This is a genomic window from Pseudomonas sp. UBA5666, from assembly GCF_002420785.1.
Taxonomy (GTDB): Bacteria; Pseudomonadota; Gammaproteobacteria; order Pseudomonadales; family Pseudomonadaceae; genus Aquipseudomonas; species Aquipseudomonas fulva.
On the sequence record NZ_DIIQ01000002.1, the window covers coordinates 476,892 to 492,390 of the forward strand.

General features: G+C 63.0%; 15 protein-coding genes. 6 read left to right on the forward strand and 9 right to left on the reverse strand.

The genetic code is table 11. The annotated features are described in order from the left end of the window. Positions 1–26 precede the first annotated feature (26 nt). Positions 27–914: a lysophospholipid acyltransferase gene (locus B2Y33_RS02480; RefSeq protein WP_027913290.1), complete on the forward strand. Its 888-nt coding sequence runs from the start codon at positions 27–29 to the stop codon at positions 912–914. Between the two features lie 55 nt (positions 915–969). Here B2Y33_RS02480 and B2Y33_RS02485 read toward each other — a convergent pair whose 3' ends face one another. The 5 genes from B2Y33_RS02485 to def are packed head-to-tail and all read right to left on the reverse strand — an operon-like array spanning position 970 to position 5,487. Next, positions 970–1,278 carry a tetratricopeptide repeat protein gene (locus tag B2Y33_RS02485; RefSeq protein ID WP_027913289.1) on the reverse strand — a complete coding sequence of 103 codons (309 nt, stop codon included), beginning with the start codon at positions 1,276–1,278 and terminating at the stop codon, positions 970–972. A 10-nt stretch (positions 1,279–1,288) separates the two neighbouring features. Then, complete coding sequence (gene trkA / locus B2Y33_RS02490; protein ID WP_027913288.1) at positions 1,289–2,662, reverse strand: Trk system potassium transporter TrkA; 1,374 nt, start codon at positions 2,660–2,662, stop codon at positions 1,289–1,291. 19 nt (positions 2,663–2,681) lie between these two features. Then, complete coding sequence (gene rsmB / locus B2Y33_RS02495; RefSeq protein ID WP_028686818.1) at positions 2,682–3,992, reverse strand: 16S rRNA (cytosine(967)-C(5))-methyltransferase RsmB; 1,311 nt, start codon at positions 3,990–3,992, stop codon at positions 2,682–2,684. Then, positions 3,989–4,921, reverse strand: a complete 933-nt coding sequence (fmt, locus tag B2Y33_RS02500; RefSeq protein ID WP_027913286.1) for a methionyl-tRNA formyltransferase — start codon at positions 4,919–4,921, stop codon at positions 3,989–3,991. The genes rsmB and fmt overlap by 4 nt, the downstream gene beginning before the upstream one ends. A gap of 59 nt (positions 4,922–4,980) precedes the next feature. Continuing rightward, complete coding sequence (def, locus tag B2Y33_RS02505; RefSeq protein WP_023532616.1) at positions 4,981–5,487, reverse strand: peptide deformylase; 507 nt, start codon at positions 5,485–5,487, stop codon at positions 4,981–4,983. Between the two features lie 207 nt (positions 5,488–5,694). Here def and dprA point away from each other — a divergent pair, with 207 nt between their 5' ends. The 3 genes from dprA to B2Y33_RS02520 all read left to right on the forward strand — a co-directional run bounded on the left by dprA (position 5,695) and on the right by B2Y33_RS02520 (position 8,059). Next, positions 5,695–6,792 carry a DNA-processing protein DprA gene (dprA, locus tag B2Y33_RS02510; RefSeq protein WP_027913285.1) on the forward strand — a complete coding sequence of 366 codons (1,098 nt, stop codon included), beginning with the start codon at positions 5,695–5,697 and terminating at the stop codon, positions 6,790–6,792. 41 nt (positions 6,793–6,833) lie between these two features. Next, entirely contained in the window at positions 6,834–7,391 is a 558-nt protein-coding gene (locus tag B2Y33_RS02515; RefSeq protein ID WP_027913284.1) for an L-threonylcarbamoyladenylate synthase, read from the forward strand. Between the two features lie 362 nt (positions 7,392–7,753). Continuing rightward, positions 7,754–8,059 carry a DUF3077 domain-containing protein gene (locus tag B2Y33_RS02520; protein WP_027913283.1) on the forward strand — a complete coding sequence of 102 codons (306 nt, stop codon included), beginning with the start codon at positions 7,754–7,756 and terminating at the stop codon, positions 8,057–8,059. 340 nt (positions 8,060–8,399) lie between these two features. On the opposite strand, the gene B2Y33_RS02525 is transcribed toward B2Y33_RS02520, so the two are convergent. After that, entirely contained in the window at positions 8,400–9,377 is a 978-nt protein-coding gene (locus tag B2Y33_RS02525; RefSeq protein WP_206405069.1) for an NADPH:quinone reductase, read from the reverse strand. 134 nt (positions 9,378–9,511) lie between these two features. On the opposite strand from B2Y33_RS02525, the gene hemF reads away from it, so the two are divergent. Beyond that, positions 9,512–10,423 (forward strand): oxygen-dependent coproporphyrinogen oxidase, encoded by a 912-nt coding sequence (hemF, locus tag B2Y33_RS02530; protein WP_023532527.1) that lies wholly within the window; start codon positions 9,512–9,514, stop codon positions 10,421–10,423. Positions 10,424–10,448: 25 nt separating this feature from the next. Further along, positions 10,449–11,273: a shikimate dehydrogenase gene (gene aroE, locus B2Y33_RS02535; RefSeq protein WP_027913281.1), complete on the forward strand. Its 825-nt coding sequence runs from the start codon at positions 10,449–10,451 to the stop codon at positions 11,271–11,273. Between the two features lie 39 nt (positions 11,274–11,312). Here aroE and B2Y33_RS02540 read toward each other — a convergent pair whose 3' ends face one another. From B2Y33_RS02540 to betC, 3 genes are all read right to left on the reverse strand, one after another. Next, positions 11,313–12,878, reverse strand: a complete 1,566-nt coding sequence (locus B2Y33_RS02540) for a SulP family inorganic anion transporter (RefSeq protein WP_181073839.1) — start codon at positions 12,876–12,878, stop codon at positions 11,313–11,315. Positions 12,879–12,969: 91 nt separating this feature from the next. Next, a complete protein-coding gene (gene choX, locus B2Y33_RS02545) occupies positions 12,970–13,899 on the reverse strand; it encodes a choline ABC transporter substrate-binding protein (RefSeq protein ID WP_197873900.1) in 930 nt (309 codons plus the stop codon). 14 nt (positions 13,900–13,913) lie between these two features. Beyond that, a complete protein-coding gene (gene betC, locus B2Y33_RS02550) occupies positions 13,914–15,431 on the reverse strand; it encodes a choline-sulfatase (protein WP_145278719.1) in 1,518 nt (505 codons plus the stop codon). Between the last annotated feature and the right edge of the window lie 68 nt (positions 15,432–15,499).

A 15,499-nucleotide genomic window follows, 5' to 3' on the forward strand; every position in this document is an offset into this window, starting at 1 on the left:
GTCCTGCTGAAATAAGGAACTCGCCTGTGGAAAAGTTCAAGGGCGCCCTGATGGTCGGGGTGCTGCGACTGTTCGCCAAGTTGCCTTGGGGTGCGGTGCAACGCGTCGGGGCCGGCATCGGCTGGCTGATGTGGAAAATACCCAATGGCTCGCGCAACGTGGTGCGCATCAACCTGGCCAAATGCTTCCCCGAGATGGACCCGGTTGCCCGTGAGCAACTGGTCGGCCAGGCCCTGCGGGACATCGGCAAATCCTTCGTCGAAAGCGCCTGCGCCTGGATCTGGCCTCCACACCGCTCGTTGGAGTTGGTCAAGGAAGTGCATGGGCTTGAAGTGCTGGAGCAGGCCCTGGCTTCTGGAAAGGGCGTTGTGGGCATCACCAGCCATTTGGGCAATTGGGAAGTGCTGAACCACTTCTACTGCAACCAGTGCAAGCCGATCATTTTCTACCGGCCCCCCAAACTCAAGGCGGTGGACGACCTGCTGCGCGAGCAGCGTGTGCAGATGGGCAACCGTGTGGCGCCTTCGACCAAGGAAGGCATCCTCAGCGTGATCAAGGAAGTTCGGCGCGGCGGCCAGGTCGGCATCCCGGCCGATCCCGAGCCGGCCGAATCGGCGGGTGTATTCGTTCCCTTCCTGGGCACTGAAGCGCTGACCAGCAAGTTCGTGCCGAACATGCTCGCCGGCGGCAAGGCAGTGGGGGTTTTCCTGCATGCCCTGCGCCTGCCTGACGGGTCAGGCTTCAAGGTGTTTCTGGAAGCCGCGCCGGAGGCGATGTACAGCACCGACGTGAACGAGTCGGCGGCCGCGATGAGCAAGGTGGTCGAGCGCTATGTGCGCGAGTATCCCAGCCAGTACATGTGGAGCATGAAGCGCTTCAAGAAGCGTCCGGCGGGTGAGGCGCGCTGGTATTGAGGCGCGCATCGCCGGCAGCGGCTGTCTGGCAGCCGACGTGTCGGCGACAGCGCACTCAGCGTTTGTCGAGTTTCTTGAGAAACACCGTCATTTCTTTCTCGGCCTGCTTGTCGCCATGGGCCTGCGCCGCCGCGATGCCATCTTCCCAGGCCTTGCGCGCAGCTGGCAGGTCCCCCAGTAACTGGTAGGCCTTGCCCAACAGCTTCCAGGCTGCCGAATAGGTGGGGTCCTGCTCGACACAGCGAGCCAGGTGCACGGCAGCCTGGGCACCATCGCCTTCGTCGAGCCACGCCTTGCCCAGGCCAAAGCGCAACAACGGGTTATCCACACCCTTGGCCAGCATCTTTTCCAACGATTGGCGCATGTCCCGCCTCCTAGAAGAAACTCAAGCCGACGTGGAACAGCTTCTCCACATCCCGAATGTGTTTCTTGTCCACAACGAACAGGATCACATGGTCACCTGATTCGATGACTGTCGTGTCGTGCGCGATCAGCACACTGTCGTGGCGAATGATGGCACCGATGGTCGTCCCCGGGGGCAGGGTAATGTCCTCGATCGCCTTGCCCACCACCTTGCTCGACTTCGCATCACCGTGGGCCACAGCCTCGATGGCTTCGGCTGCACCACGACGCAGCGAGTGCACGCTCACGATATCGCCACGGCGCACATGCGCCAGCAAGGTACCGATGGTGGCCAATTGCGGGCTGATGGCGATGTCGATTTCACCGCCCTGCACCAGGTCCACATAGGCCGGGTTGTTGATGATCGTCATGACCTTGCGCGCACCCAGGCGCTTGGCCAGCAGGGACGACATGATGTTGGCTTCGTCATCGTTGGTCAGGGCCAGGAAGATATCGGTGTCGGCGATGTTCTCTTCCAGCATCAGGTCTTTATCCGATGCGCTGCCCTGCAGCACCACGGTACTGTCCAGCGTATCGGACAGGTACCGGCAGCGTGCCGGGTTCATCTCGATGATCTTCACCTGGTAGCGGCTTTCGATGGCTTCGGCCAGGCGCTCGCCTATCTGCCCGCCGCCGGCGATGACGACACGCTTGTTGGTTTCATCGATACGGCGCAGCTCGCCCATGACCGCCCGGATGTCCTTCTTGGCGGCGATGAAGAACACCTCGTCATCGGCCTCGATCACCGTATCACCGCGCGGTGTGATCGAACGGTCACGGCGGAAGATCGCCGCCACCCGGGTTTCCACATTGGGCATGTGCGCGCGTATCTGGCGCAGCTGCTGGCCGACCAGCGGGCCGCCGTAATAGGCCTTCACGGCCACTAGCTGCGCCTTGCCCTGGGCGAAGTCGATCACCTGCAACGAACCGGGCTGTTCGATCAGGCGCTTGATGTAGTGGGTGACGACCTGCTCCGGGCTGATCAGCACATCGACCGGAATGTGGTCGTTGTCGAACAGCTCTTCACGGGTCAGGTAGGCCGACTCGCGCACCCGGGCGATCTTGGTCGGTGTGTGAAACAGCGAGTAGGCCACCTGGCACGCGACCATGTTGGTCTCGTCGCTGTTGGTCACGGCAACCAGCATGTCGGCGTCCTCGGCGCCGGCCTGGCGCAACACCGTCGGCAGCGACCCGCGCCCCTGCACGGTGCGGATATCCAGGCGATCACCCAGGTCGCGCAGGCGGTCGCCATCGGTGTCGACCACGGTGATGTCGTTGGCCTCGCTGGCCAGGTGCTCTGCAAGCGTCCCGCCCACCTGGCCGGCGCCCAGGATGATGATCTTCATCCGCTACTCTCCAGTGTGCTCAACCGCGCGAGGCGGCAATCTTGATCAGCTTGGCATAGTAGAAACCGTCGTGGCCGCCTTCCTGAGCCAACAACTGGCGTCCATGCGCCTGGCGCAGGCCCGCTTCGGTGGCCAGGTCCAGCTCGCGTGCGCCTGGCGTGCGTGCCAGGAACGCGCCGATGACCTCGGTATTCTCGGTCGGGAGGCTGGAGCAGGTGGCGTACAGGAGCATGCCGCCCACCTCCAATGTCGGCCACAGGGCATCGAGCAACTCGCCTTGCAAGGCCGCCAGCGGCGCGATGTCTTCGGCCTGGCGGGTGAGCTTGATGTCTGGATGACGACGGATTACGCCAGTCGCCGAGCAAGGCGCGTCCAGCAGGATGCGCTGGAACGGTTTGCCGTCCCACCAGCTGGCCGTGTCGCGGGCATCGCAGGCGATCAGCTCGGCGTCGAGCTTCAGGCGGTCGAGGTTTTCCCGCACGCGTACCAGGCGCTTGGCTTCAAGGTCGATGGCCACCACGTGAGAGAGCCCGGCTTGGGCTTCAAGCACATGGCAGGTCTTGCCCCCAGGGGCGCAGCATGCGTCGAGCACGCGTTGACCGGGCGCCAGGTCCAGCAGGTCGGCGGCCAGTTGCGCGGCTTCGTCCTGGACGCTGATCCAGCCCTCGGCAAAGCCTGGCAGACCGCGTACGTCCCGCGGTTCGGCCAGCACGATACCGTCACGGCTGTACGCGCAGGCCTGGGCCTGGACGCCTGCATCGGCGAGCAGCTTCAGATAGCCGTCGCGGCTGTGGTGGCGGCGGTTGACGCGCAGGATCATCGGCGGGTGCGCATTGTTGGCGGCGCAGATGGCTTCCCACTGATCCGGCCAGAAGGCCTTGAGCGCCTTCTGCAGCCAGCGTGGGTGCGCCGTGCGCACCACAGGGTCGCGCTCCATGTCGGCCAGCATCGCTTCGCCGTCGCGCTGAGCACGGCGCAGCACGGCGTTCAGCAGCCCCTTGGCCCAGGGTTTTTTCAGCTTGTCGGCGCAGCCCACGGTTTCACCAATGGCGGCGTGAGCCGGGATGCGTGTATAGAACAACTGGTACAAGCCAATCAGCAACAATGCCTGCACGTCGGCATCGGCGGCCTTGAAGGGCTTTTGCAACAGCTGCGCTGCCAGCAGGTCCAGGCGCGGCTGCCAACGCGCGGTACCAAAGGCCAGGTCTTGGGTCAGCCCGCGGTCGCGGTCCTCGACCTTGTCCAGTTGCGCGGGCAGGGAGCTGTTCAGGGAGGCCTTGCCGCTGAGCACAGCGGCAAGGGCACGGGCGGCAGCCAGGCGTGGGTTCATTGGCCGAGCACCTTGCCGGGCGTGAATTTCTCTTTGCGGCTGTTGAACAGGTCAGCGAAGGCCAAGGCTTTACCGCCAGGCAACTGCAGGCGGGTCAGGCTGAGCGCCTGCTCGCCGCAAGCCACCACCAGGCCGTCTTTGCTGGCCGCCAGGATTTCACCGGGTGCGCCCTGCCCTGTGGCCAGGCACGCACCCAGCACCTTCACGGTTTCCCCGTCGAGCGTGCTGTGGCAAATCGGCCAGGGGTTGAATGCCCGGATCAGGCGCTCCAGCTGTTCAGCGGGCAGCGACCAGTCCAGACGCGCCTCGTCCTTGTTCAGCTTGTGCGCATAGGTGGCCAGGGCATCGTCCTGTACCTCGCCGTGCAAGGTGCCATCGGCCAGCCCGGCGATGGCCTGGATGACGGCCGGCGGTCCCATTTGCGCCAGGCGATCGTGCAGGCTGCCGCCGGTATCAATGGCGTTGATCGGGGTGACGACCTTGAGCAGCATGGGGCCGGTGTCCAGGCCCGCTTCCATGCGCATGACGGTTACGCCGCTTTCGGCATCGCCCGCCTGCACGGCCCGCTGAATCGGGGCCGCCCCGCGCCAGCGTGGCAGCAGGGACGCATGGCTGTTGATGCAGCCAAGGCGCGGGATGTCGAGCACCGCCTGGGGCAGGATCAGGCCGTAGGCAACCACGACCATCAGGTCGGGTTCCAATGCTGCCAATTGTGCCTGGGCCTCGGCATTGCGCAGGCTCGGCGGCTGCATCACCGGGATGTCATGGGTTACGGCCAGCGCCTTGACGGCGCTGGGCATCAGCTTTTGACCGCGGCCTGCCGGGCGATCGGGCTGCGTGTAGACGGCCACGACTTCGTAAGGGCTGTCGAGCAGGGCCTTGAGGTGTTCGGCGGCAAACTCGGGAGTGCCTGCAAAGACGATGCGCATGGTGTTCTCGCTGCAAAAAGAAAAAGGCTTGCCGGAGCAAGCCTTCTGGGAGGTGGGAATCAGGCTTGCTGGCGGTGCTGTTTTTCCAACTTCTTCTTGATTCGATCCCGCTTGAGCTGCGACAGGTAGTCGACGAACAGCTTGCCATTGAGGTGATCGAATTCGTGCTGCACGCACACCGCCAGCAGGCCTTCGCATTCCAGCTCGAACGGTGTGCCGTCGCGATCCTGGGCCTTGACCCTGACACGCAGGGGCCGGTCTACGTTCTCGTAGAAGCCCGGCACCGACAGGCAGCCTTCCTGGTACTGGCCCATGTCATCGGTCAGTTCCTCGACCGACGGGTTGATGAAGACGCGTGGCTCGCTGCGGTCTTCGCTGAGGTCCATCACCACGACTTGCTGGTGCACGTTGACCTGGGTCGCAGCCAGGCCGATGCCAGGGGCTTCGTACATGGTTTCAAACATGTCGTCGATCAGCTGGCGCAGGGCGTCGTCGAACGCCGTCACCGGTTTGGCGATGGTGCGCAGGCGCGGGTCCGGGAATTCGAGAATGTTCAAAATGGCCATAAGGTCAGGCAGTCACTGTGCGTTTGGTTGAAAACTGAACACACATAATAAAGGGAAACGCGGACTTCGGCACCTGGCAAGCTCGTCTAGGGTGACTATTGGCGTGATAGCCCCCAGCCAATGGACAGCTTTTCAAAGTGTTACTCACAGAGTTATCCACAGGCTGCGCAGCCTGAATCAACCGTTTTGCATCAAGGATGATTGCCGATGTCTGATTGCTCCTTATCCACTTGCCCACCTGCGGAACTGGAGGCGCGCTTGCGCCTGCATTGCCTTCCCGAGACCGGCTTGCGACGCTTTTCTACGCTGATCGAGGCCTTCGGAAGTGCCTCATCGGCGCTCAGTGCCCCCGGCTCGGCCTGGCGCGCACTGGGCATTCCCCATGCCAGTATCGATGCAAGGCGCAGCCCTGAAGTGCGGGATGCGGCCAGTGCCGCAATGCGCTGGCTAGAGCGTCCGGGCCAGCAATTGCTGATGTGGGACAGCCCAGACTACCCCCCGCTGCTCGCCGAAATCGACGACGCCCCGCCGCTGCTGTTCGTGACGGGGAACGCATCGCTGCTCAGCCGCCCGCAGTTGGCGATCGTGGGCAGCCGCCGCGCGACGCCGCCGGCGGTGGACACGGCTGGAGCGTTTGCCAGGTACCTTGCCCAGGCAGGCTTCGTCGTCACCAGCGGCCTGGCAGTAGGCATTGATGGCGCCGCTCACCGCGCCGCGCTGCAGGCTGGAGGGGCCACGATAGGCGTACTGGGCACAGGGCTCGAAAAACTTTATCCACAGCGGCACAAGCAGTTGGCCGAGGCGATGATCGACAACGGCAGTGCACTGGTGTCGGAGTACCCGCTCAACGCCGGGCCGCTGCCGGCTAACTTCCCCCGGCGCAACCGCATCATCAGCGGTCTTTCGTTGGGTGTGCTGGTGGTCGAGGCCAGCTTGGCCAGTGGCTCGCTGATCACGGCGCGGCTCGCCGCCGAGCAGGGCCGGGAGGTCTATGCCATTCCAGGCTCCATTCACCATCCCGGCGCCAAGGGTTGTCACCAGCTGATCCGCGACGGCGCACTGCTCGTCGAAAGCGTCGGGCAGATACTCGAAACCCTGCAAGGCTGGCAGAACCTGCCCCCGGCCCGTGCGGACACGTTCGATCACCCGCTGCTGGCGCTATTGCACGCTGCACCGCAGACCACCGAAAGCCTGGCCCATTGCAGTGAGCAGCCGCTGGCAGAGGTGCTGGCGCAGCTCACCGAACTGGAGCTCGATGGCCGGGTCAGCAATCAAGCGGGGCGTTGGTTTGCCCGCTCGGGCTGAGTAAACTGCGCCCAGGCAACATTCCCAGTGGAGAAACATCAATGGTGAGCAGTTTTCGTGTGCAACAAGCCGCACGTGAGATCCGGGCAGGCGCAGTGATCGCCTACCCGACGGAGGCGGTCTGGGGCCTGGGCTGCGACCCATGGAACGAGGATGCGGTCTATCGGCTGCTGGCACTGAAGTCGCGGCCTGTGGATAAAGGGTTGATCCTGGTCGCCGACAACATCCGCCAGTTCGACTTCCTGTTCGAAGACTTCCCCGAAGACTGGATCGACCGAATGGCCAGCACTTGGCCTGGGCCCAACACCTGGCTGGTGCCGCATCAGGATCTACTGCCTGAATGGGTGACCGGGCAGCACGACACCGTAGCGCTTCGCGTCAGCGACCACCCGGTGGTACGCGAGCTGTGCGCATTGGTCGGGCCGCTGATCTCCACGTCGTGCAACCCTGGCGGGCGCCCTGCGGCGAAGACCCGGCTGCGGGTGGAGCAGTACTTTCATGGGCAACTGGATCTGGTACTGGGCGGGGCATTGGGCGGTCGGAAGAACCCGAGCCTGATTCGCAATCTGGCTACTGGCGAGGTGGTACGACCGGGTTGAGGCACCTGCTGACCAGGCTTGGGCCGAGCGCCTGAGCCATCCCCCTCATGACCCCTTGGTTTTTTCTGATTTTTGCCAAGGCGGTTGTTTGATATTCGGTTTGGGAAATATCCTACGAGCCGCGTCCCCTGCCATCACCTTCTCAGTAGGAACCTCTCCCCATAGGCTTCAGCTGTCGCCAAATACCTTGGCGATCGGGTGTGGTAGCCCGGATGCATTCTTTCTATGACAGTCTATGGCGACTGTGCGTGGGAGGCTTTCGAGCCTGCCTGGATTGGAAAATGCCCGGGTCTACCACCCCGCGTACAGTCGCCACCTATTCGCGTGGTAGTGGTACGTGGCGGCGTTAGGAGCATTTTCCAATGAAAAAAATAGTCCCTGATCCACCCCTTCCTTCAACTTCCACCCACCCATTCGGCCGCTGCGACGCAGGTCACCGGCCGCTGTTTGCGGTTAACCCAGACATCTCCGCTGAAGACGCCCTGGTGCATGTCGCCCTGTATCTGCGCTGTGCGTACGAAGCCGGCTACAAGGCCCTGGACCATATGCGCGAAGAAGGTCGTGGCCTGTTCTGGTCCAATCTGCATGCCGTTGAAATGGCAGAAGGTGTGGTCGAGGCCATCTTGAATGGCATCGAGTCGAATCCGCCGTCGCAGAAGAAGGTGTGAGGGCTGACAGGTGTCCGCCTTTAGTTTTTAGCGCCTGTGAAATCGAGCGCCGCCCGCGCGGCGCTTCGCGGGACAAGCCCGCTCCCACATTTGTTGCAACGTGCCGAACCTGTCAGGCCATGGTTGCCCGCCTTGATGTATAGCTTGAGGCAGGCGGCGGCATCAATGCCCGCCTTGAAATCCAGTCATGCCAGCAAGGCTGACAACCATGGACTTACAGGCGTGGTCGCGTTGCAACGGATGTAGGAGCGGGCTTGTCCCGCGAAGCGCCGCGTGGGCGGCGCTCGATCTACAAAAACCAAGGCAAGCACCTGGTCGCCATAACGCGACCTTCTGCCAATCAAGGCAACAAAATAGTAGACCCCACGGTCCGCCGCGCCGACAGCTCGCTCTGGGCCTTGGCCGCTTCGCTGAGCGGGTAGCGTTGCTGGATATCCACCGTCAGTTGGCCGCTGGCAATCATGGCAAAGAGGTCATCGGCCATGGCCTGGGTGTTCTCGGCGTTGTTGGCGTAAGTCGCCAGGGTCGGCCGAGTGACGTACAGCGAGCCCTTCTGCGCCAGAATCCCCAGGTTCACCCCACTCACCGCGCCCGAGGCATTGCCGAAGCTTACCATCAACCCCCGCGGTTGCAGGCAATCGAGCGACGTCAGCCAGGTGTCGGCGCCCACGCCGTCATACACGACTGGGCATTTCTTGCCGTCGGTCAGCTCCAGCACCCGTTTGGCGACATCCTCGTGGCTGTAGTCGATGGTGGCCCAGGCGCCCAAGGCCTTGGCCCGCTCGGCCTTTCCGGCAGAGCTCACGGTGCCGATGAGCTTGGCGCCCAGCGCTTTTGCCCACTGGCAGGCCAGCGAACCAACGCCGCCTGCGGCCGCATGGAACAGGATCACATCGCCAGGCTGCACAGCGTAGGTCTGCTTGAGCAGGTACTGCACGGTCATGCCCTTGAGCATGACGGCGGCAGCCTGCTCGAAGCTGATGGCCTCTGGCAATTTGACCAGGTTGGCCTCAGGCAGCGTGTGCACCTCGCCATAGGCGCCCAATGGGCCCCCGCCATACGCCACACGGTCGCCGACCTTCAACCGTGACACGCCCTGGCCCACGGCCTCGACCACCCCTGCGCCTTCGGTGCCCAGGCCCGAAGGCAGGGACGGCGGCGCGTACAACCCGCTGCGGAAATAGGTATCGATGAAGTTCAAGCCCACAGCATGGTTGCGCACGCGCACGTGCTGAGGCCCAAGGTCGGCGGGTTCGAAGTCCACCCACTGCAGCACTTCGGGGCCGCCGTGCTGGTTGAACTGGATACGCTTGGCCATCTCGTACTCCTGGATTGGGGATCGGGAAAGGGGCTTCTATCGGACGCCTTTGCTTGACTGCCGTCAACTGCGGGGCGCTGGCAGGCGGTGTTATGCTACGCGCCACTTGTTTCCTGCCCGCTCCTGGTGACCCGATGATTAGCCGCACCGAGGCTGTGAAAGCCTATCTGCTCGATTTGCAAGACCGCATCTGCTCAGCCCTGGAACGCGAAGACGGCGGCGCCCGCTTCGTCGAGGACGCCTGGGTGCGCGAAGCCGGTGGCGGGGGCCGTACGCGGGTGATCGGCGAAGGCACCGTCATCGAAAAAGGCGGGGTGAACTTCTCCCATGTGTTCGGCACCGGGTTGCCGCCTTCGGCCAGCGCCCATCGGCCGGAGTTGGCTGGGCGCGGTTTCCAGGCGCTCGGGGTGTCGCTGGTGATCCACCCGCACAACCCGCACGTGCCTACTTCCCACGCCAACGTTCGGTTTTTCATCGCCGAAAAGGAAGGCGAAGAGCCTGTCTGGTGGTTCGGCGGTGGCTTCGATCTGACGCCGTATTACGGCGTGGAGGAAGACTGCGTGCACTGGCATCGAATCGCTGAACAGGCCTGCGCCCCCTTCGGCGCCGATGTGTACCCACGCTACAAGGCCTGGTGCGACCGGTATTTCCATCTCAAGCACCGGGGTGAGCCCCGTGGCATCGGCGGGCTGTTCTTCGATGACTTGAACGAATGGGACTTCGATACTTGCTTCGCCTTCATCCGTGCCATCGGCGACGCGTACATCGACGCGTACCTGCCCATCGTGCAGCGCCGAAAAGGGACGGCCTATACCCCACAGCAACGTGAATTTCAGGAGTTTCGCCGGGGCCGCTACGTCGAGTTCAACCTGGTCTATGACCGTGGCACGCTATTCGGGCTGCAGTCTGGTGGGCGCACCGAGTCCATCCTCATGTCGCTGCCACCGCAGGTACGCTGGGGCTACGACTGGAAACCCGCGCCAGGCAGCGAAGAGGCACGGCTGACCGAGTACTTCCTGCAAGACCGTGACTGGCTCGGCCAGTAAGCCTGTAACCATTCAAGGAGCCGTCATGGACCAGTACGTCGTTTTTGGCAACCCGATCGGCCACAGCAAGTCGCCGCTGATTCACCGCCTGTTCGCCGAACAGACCGGCCAGGAGCTGGAGTACGCCACGCTGCTGGCGCCGCTGGATGACTTCAGTGACTGCGCGCGCGGCTTCTTCAAGCAAGGCAGCGGTGGCAACGTTACCGTGCCATTCAAGGAAGAAGCCTATCGCCTGTGCGACAGCCTTACCCCGCGCGCACGTCGCGCAGGTGCGGTGAACACGCTCAGCAAGCTGGCCGACGGTACCTTGCAGGGTGACAACACCGACGGCGCGGGGCTGGTCCGTGACCTCACCGTCAATGCCGGTGTTGAACTGGCAGGTAAACGCATCCTTGTCCTCGGTGCCGGCGGCGCCGTGCGCGGGGTGCTGGAGCCGCTGCTGGCACACAACCCGCAGTCACTGGTGATCGCCAACCGCACGGTGGAGAAGGCCGAACGCCTGGCCGAGGCGTTCGATGAACTGGGGCCGGTGGTGGCCAGTGGGTTCGCCTGGTTGCAAGAGCCAGTGGACCTGATCATCAATGCAACCTCGGCCAGCCTGGCCGGTGAGCTGCCACCGATTGCCAGCAGCCTGATCGAACCCGGGCGCACGGTGTGCTACGACATGATGTATGGCAAGGCGCCAACGCCGTTCTGCCAGTGGGCCGCCCAACATGGCGCCGCCAAGGTGCTGGACGGCCTGGGGATGCTGGCCGAACAAGCAGCCGAAGCCTTTTATGTGTGGCGCGGCGTGCGGCCGGACACTGCACCGGTTCTCGCTGAACTGCGCCGCCAACTGGCGCGGGGCTGACCGCCAGCTGGGCTACTGAGCGGCGCTGGGTGTGGCTGCTCAGTCCTCGAACCGGATTGGGCAACGCGCCGGGCCTTCGAGCTTATGCAGCTCTTCGATCACCTGTGGCCTGGCGCCGCGCAAGGTCAGGCTACCGCCTGTTCGCGCCAGCCGCCTCGCCTCGCGGTGCAGCATGTCCACCCCTGAATAGTCGATGAAGTTCACCTGCCGCGCATCCATGACCACCTGCGGGCCTTGGCAACCTTGCAGGCGTACTTGCAGGTAATGCGCAGCACCGAAGAAGATCGACCCGCCTACACGCAAGATGTCCGCATCGCCTTCGCGGCTCTGGTGGATCCGCGGGCGCGAGGTGCGCTTGAGGTAGAAGAACAGGGAAACCAGCACACCGGCATAGATGGCCGTCTGTAATTCCAAGAGCAAGGTGGCCGCTGCCGTCAGCGCCATGACCGCGAACTCGGCACGGCTGACACGCAGCAATGCGCCAATGGCCTTGCGATCAACCAGCCCCCAGCAAATCAACAGGATGCTGCCTGCCATCGCCGGAATCGGCAGGTGCGCGATCAGGCCGGCACCAGCGACGGCGAACACCGCTACCCAAAGCGCCGAGAACACGCCGGCCATGGGCGAGCGTGCGCCTGCGTCATAGCTCAGGCCCGATCGGGTGAACGAGCCCGACGAGAGGTAGCCGGAAAAGAACGCACCGACGATGTTGGAGAGCCCTTGGGCACGTATTTCCTGGTCGGCGTCAATCAGTTGCTCGGAGCGCGCAGACAACGAACGTGCGATGGACAAGCTGGTCACCAGCCCCAGCATGCCAACGGCCACGGCGCTGGGGAGCAGGCGCAGTATCAGGTCCACGTCCAGCAGCGGCACGGCACTCAAGGGGGGCAGGCGCCCCTCGAACGCCGGTACACGCGGCACGTGCCCGAACACGCCGGGCAGCAGCCACGCCAGCAGGCTGACGGCCAACAGGCTTATCAACAGGCTGGGCCAGCGGGGACGCCATAGTTTCAGCGCTATGCCCATTACCACGGTGAGCGCTCCCAGTATCAAGGACGGCACGTCCATCTCACCGGCATGGCTGGCCAGGTCTTGAGCTGTCTTCAAGGCGGTAGCCTGGCTGGGCAAGTCCAGCCCAAGCAGGTTGGGCAGCTGCCCCAGCGCGATGACCACGGCGGCCCCAAGGGTGAAGCCGATCACTACCGAATGCGAGACGAAATTGACCAGGGCCCCGAAACGCAAAAGCCCCAGCAGTAGCTGGAAGACACCGCCCAGAAAGGTCAGCAGCAGCACAAGGGTGATGTAGTCATCGCTTCCTGCTACCGCCAACGGGCTGACACTGGCGTATAGCACGATGGAAATGGCCGCCGTCGGCCCGCAGATCAGGTGCCAGGAGGATCCCCACAGGCAGGCGACCAGCACGGGGACGATGGCCGCGTACAGCCCATATGCTGCTGGCAGGCCGGCGATCAGGGCGTACGCGATGGATTGCGGCAGCGCAAGGATGGCGCCGCTCAAACCCACCAGCAGGTCCTGACGCAAACTGTGGCGCGTCTGGCGCGGCAGCCAGCCCAGAAAGGGCAGCAGGCGTATGAGGCGATGCATAGTGCGATCAAAATCCCCCGAATGGGTCTGTTCTGGAGAAGCGATCTATTTCACGAATCAACCGCAGACAGACCCGCTCCCCATTAACGCGTTACAGCGTTCTTTTTACGGCCGCAACGGCGTCCGCACCCTCTTTGGTGGTCACGCCGGTCAGCCAACCATCCAGTGCTTCGGGATGTGCTCTCACCCAGGCCTTGGCGGCATCGTCGAAGCTGATCTTCTTATCCACAACCTCGGCCATGATGGTGTTTTCCATGTCCAGCGTGAAGCTCAAGTTGCTCAGCAACTTTGCCGCGTTCGGGCAGGCTTGTGGATAACCCTTGCGTGTCAGCGTGAACACGTCGCCTTTGCTGCCGAACCACTTCTCTCCACCGGTCAAGTAATGCATGTTCAGCTTCACGTTCATGGGGTGAGGCGTCCAGCCGAGGAAGGCGATGTACTGCTGTTTCTTGACCGCTCGGTCCACCTGGGCCAGCATGGCCTGCTCACTGGACTCCACCAGCTTCCATTTGCCCAGGCCGAAGGCATCATCCTTGATGATCGCTTGTAGCGAGAGGTTGGCCGGCGCGCCTGAGCCAATGCCGTAGAGCTTCCTGCCAAACTGATCGGCGTGTTTGTTCAGGTCTGCGAAATCGCGTACCCCGCCATTCCACACGTAGTCCGGCACCGCCAGGGTGAATTCGGTTCCTTGCAGATTGCGCGAGAGCTGCTGCACATCCCCGTTGGCGACGAATTTGTCATGGAAGCCTTGGTGCGCAGGCATCCAGCTTCCAAGAAAGGCATCGACCTGGCCGTCCTTGAGCCCGCCATAGATGATCGGCACCGCCAGGCTGTCCACCTTGACCTGGTACCCCAGGGGTTCAAGCAGCAGGCGGGCCACTGCGTTGGTGGTGGCGATGTCACTCCACCCAGGGTCGGCCAGCTTGACGGTTGAGCACTGCGCGTTGTCATCGGCGGCCTGGGCGCTCAGTGTGCCCAGGCTGACGGCTAGCGCGAACAAGGTAGCAGCGAACGTATGCATGGCGGGCTCTCTTTTCAATCCAGTGGGGCGGGCTGTGGATAACGTGCCTTGCGCTCAAGGTCATCAAGATCGATGTGGTTGCGCATGTACTGCTGACTGGCGTCCACCCAAGGTTGGTGGTCCCAGCTGCTCAACTTGCCAATGGCCAGTGCCTGGGCCACCAGACGGCGACGTCGCTGGCTGGCCAGCACTTGCTGGCGCAGGCCGGGTATGTCCCAGCGCTGGCGCGCCTCGGTGACGAACGCCTGCATCGATGCTTGATGATCCGGGCTGGTAGCCAGATTCTCCCGCTCGTACGGGTCGCGGCTCAGGTCATAGAGTAGACAGGGGTCGTCCTCGCTGTACACGAACTTGTAGGAACCACGGCGAATCATCATGAGCGGGCCGACGGTACCCTCGGCCATGTATTCACCAATGACCTCGTCGTGACCGCCCTGCCCTTGCAAATGACCAAGCAGAGAGCGGCCATCCAGGTGAAGGGATTTATCCACAGCCCCACCTGCCAACTCGACCAGGGTGGGCAGCAAGTCGCAGGTCGAGACGGACGCACTGACGCGTCCGGGCGCGAAGCGCTGCGGGGCATGGATCAGTAGCGGTACACGGGCTGACATCTCGAACCAGTGCATCTTGTACCAGAGGCCACGCTCACCCAGCATGTCGCCATGGTCGCCCGAGAACACGATCAAAGTATCGTCGGCGAGGTTGCATTCCTCGAGGGTTTGCAGCAATTGACCGATATTGTCGTCGATATAGCTGCATGCGCCGAAGTAGGCCCGCCGAGCATCGCGGATTTTGTCCACAGGAAGCGGTTTGTTCCAAAGGTCGTAGACCTTGAGCAATCGCTGGGAGTGGGGATCGAGTGACGCCTGGCTATCGGTGTGCCTGGGCAACGGAATATCCACACCTTCGTAGCGATCCCAGTAGCGTTTGGGAATGGTGTAAGGGTCGTGGGGGTGGGTCATGGACACTGTCAGACAGAACGGACGGCCGTCGTTTTCACGGACATGGTCATACAAATACTGACGCGCCTTGAACACCACTTCCTCGTCGAAATCCAGCTGGTTCGTACGCACGCATGGCCCTGCCTGCAGCACCGAGGACATGTTGTGGTACCAGCTTGGTCGCACGTCAGGCTCATCCCAGTTCACGGCCCAGCCGTAGTCGGCCGGGTAGATATCACTGGTCAGGCGTTCCTCGTAGCCGTGCAATTGATCAGGCCCACAGAAGTGCATCTTGCCTGACAGTGCCGTTCGGTAACCCAGGCGGCGCAGATAATGGGCGTAGGTGGGGATATCGGCGGGGAAATCTGCTGCATTGTCATAGGCCCCAATGCGGCTGGGCAGCTGACCGCTGACGAGGGTGAAGCGCGAGGGCGCGCACAGCGGGCTGTTGCAGTAAGCCGAATCGAACACCACGGCCTGAGCGGCCAGGCGAGTGAGGTGAGGCATTTGAAGGGGTGAGTCAGCGTAGATGGGCAGCAGCGGCGCTGCCATCTGGTCGGCCATGATGAACAGGATATTAGGGCGTTTCATGCAAGCTTCCATCGTTGAAGGTTATGCGGAATGCTTGCCTACCACGATGAGGCGGTGCATAACGGGGG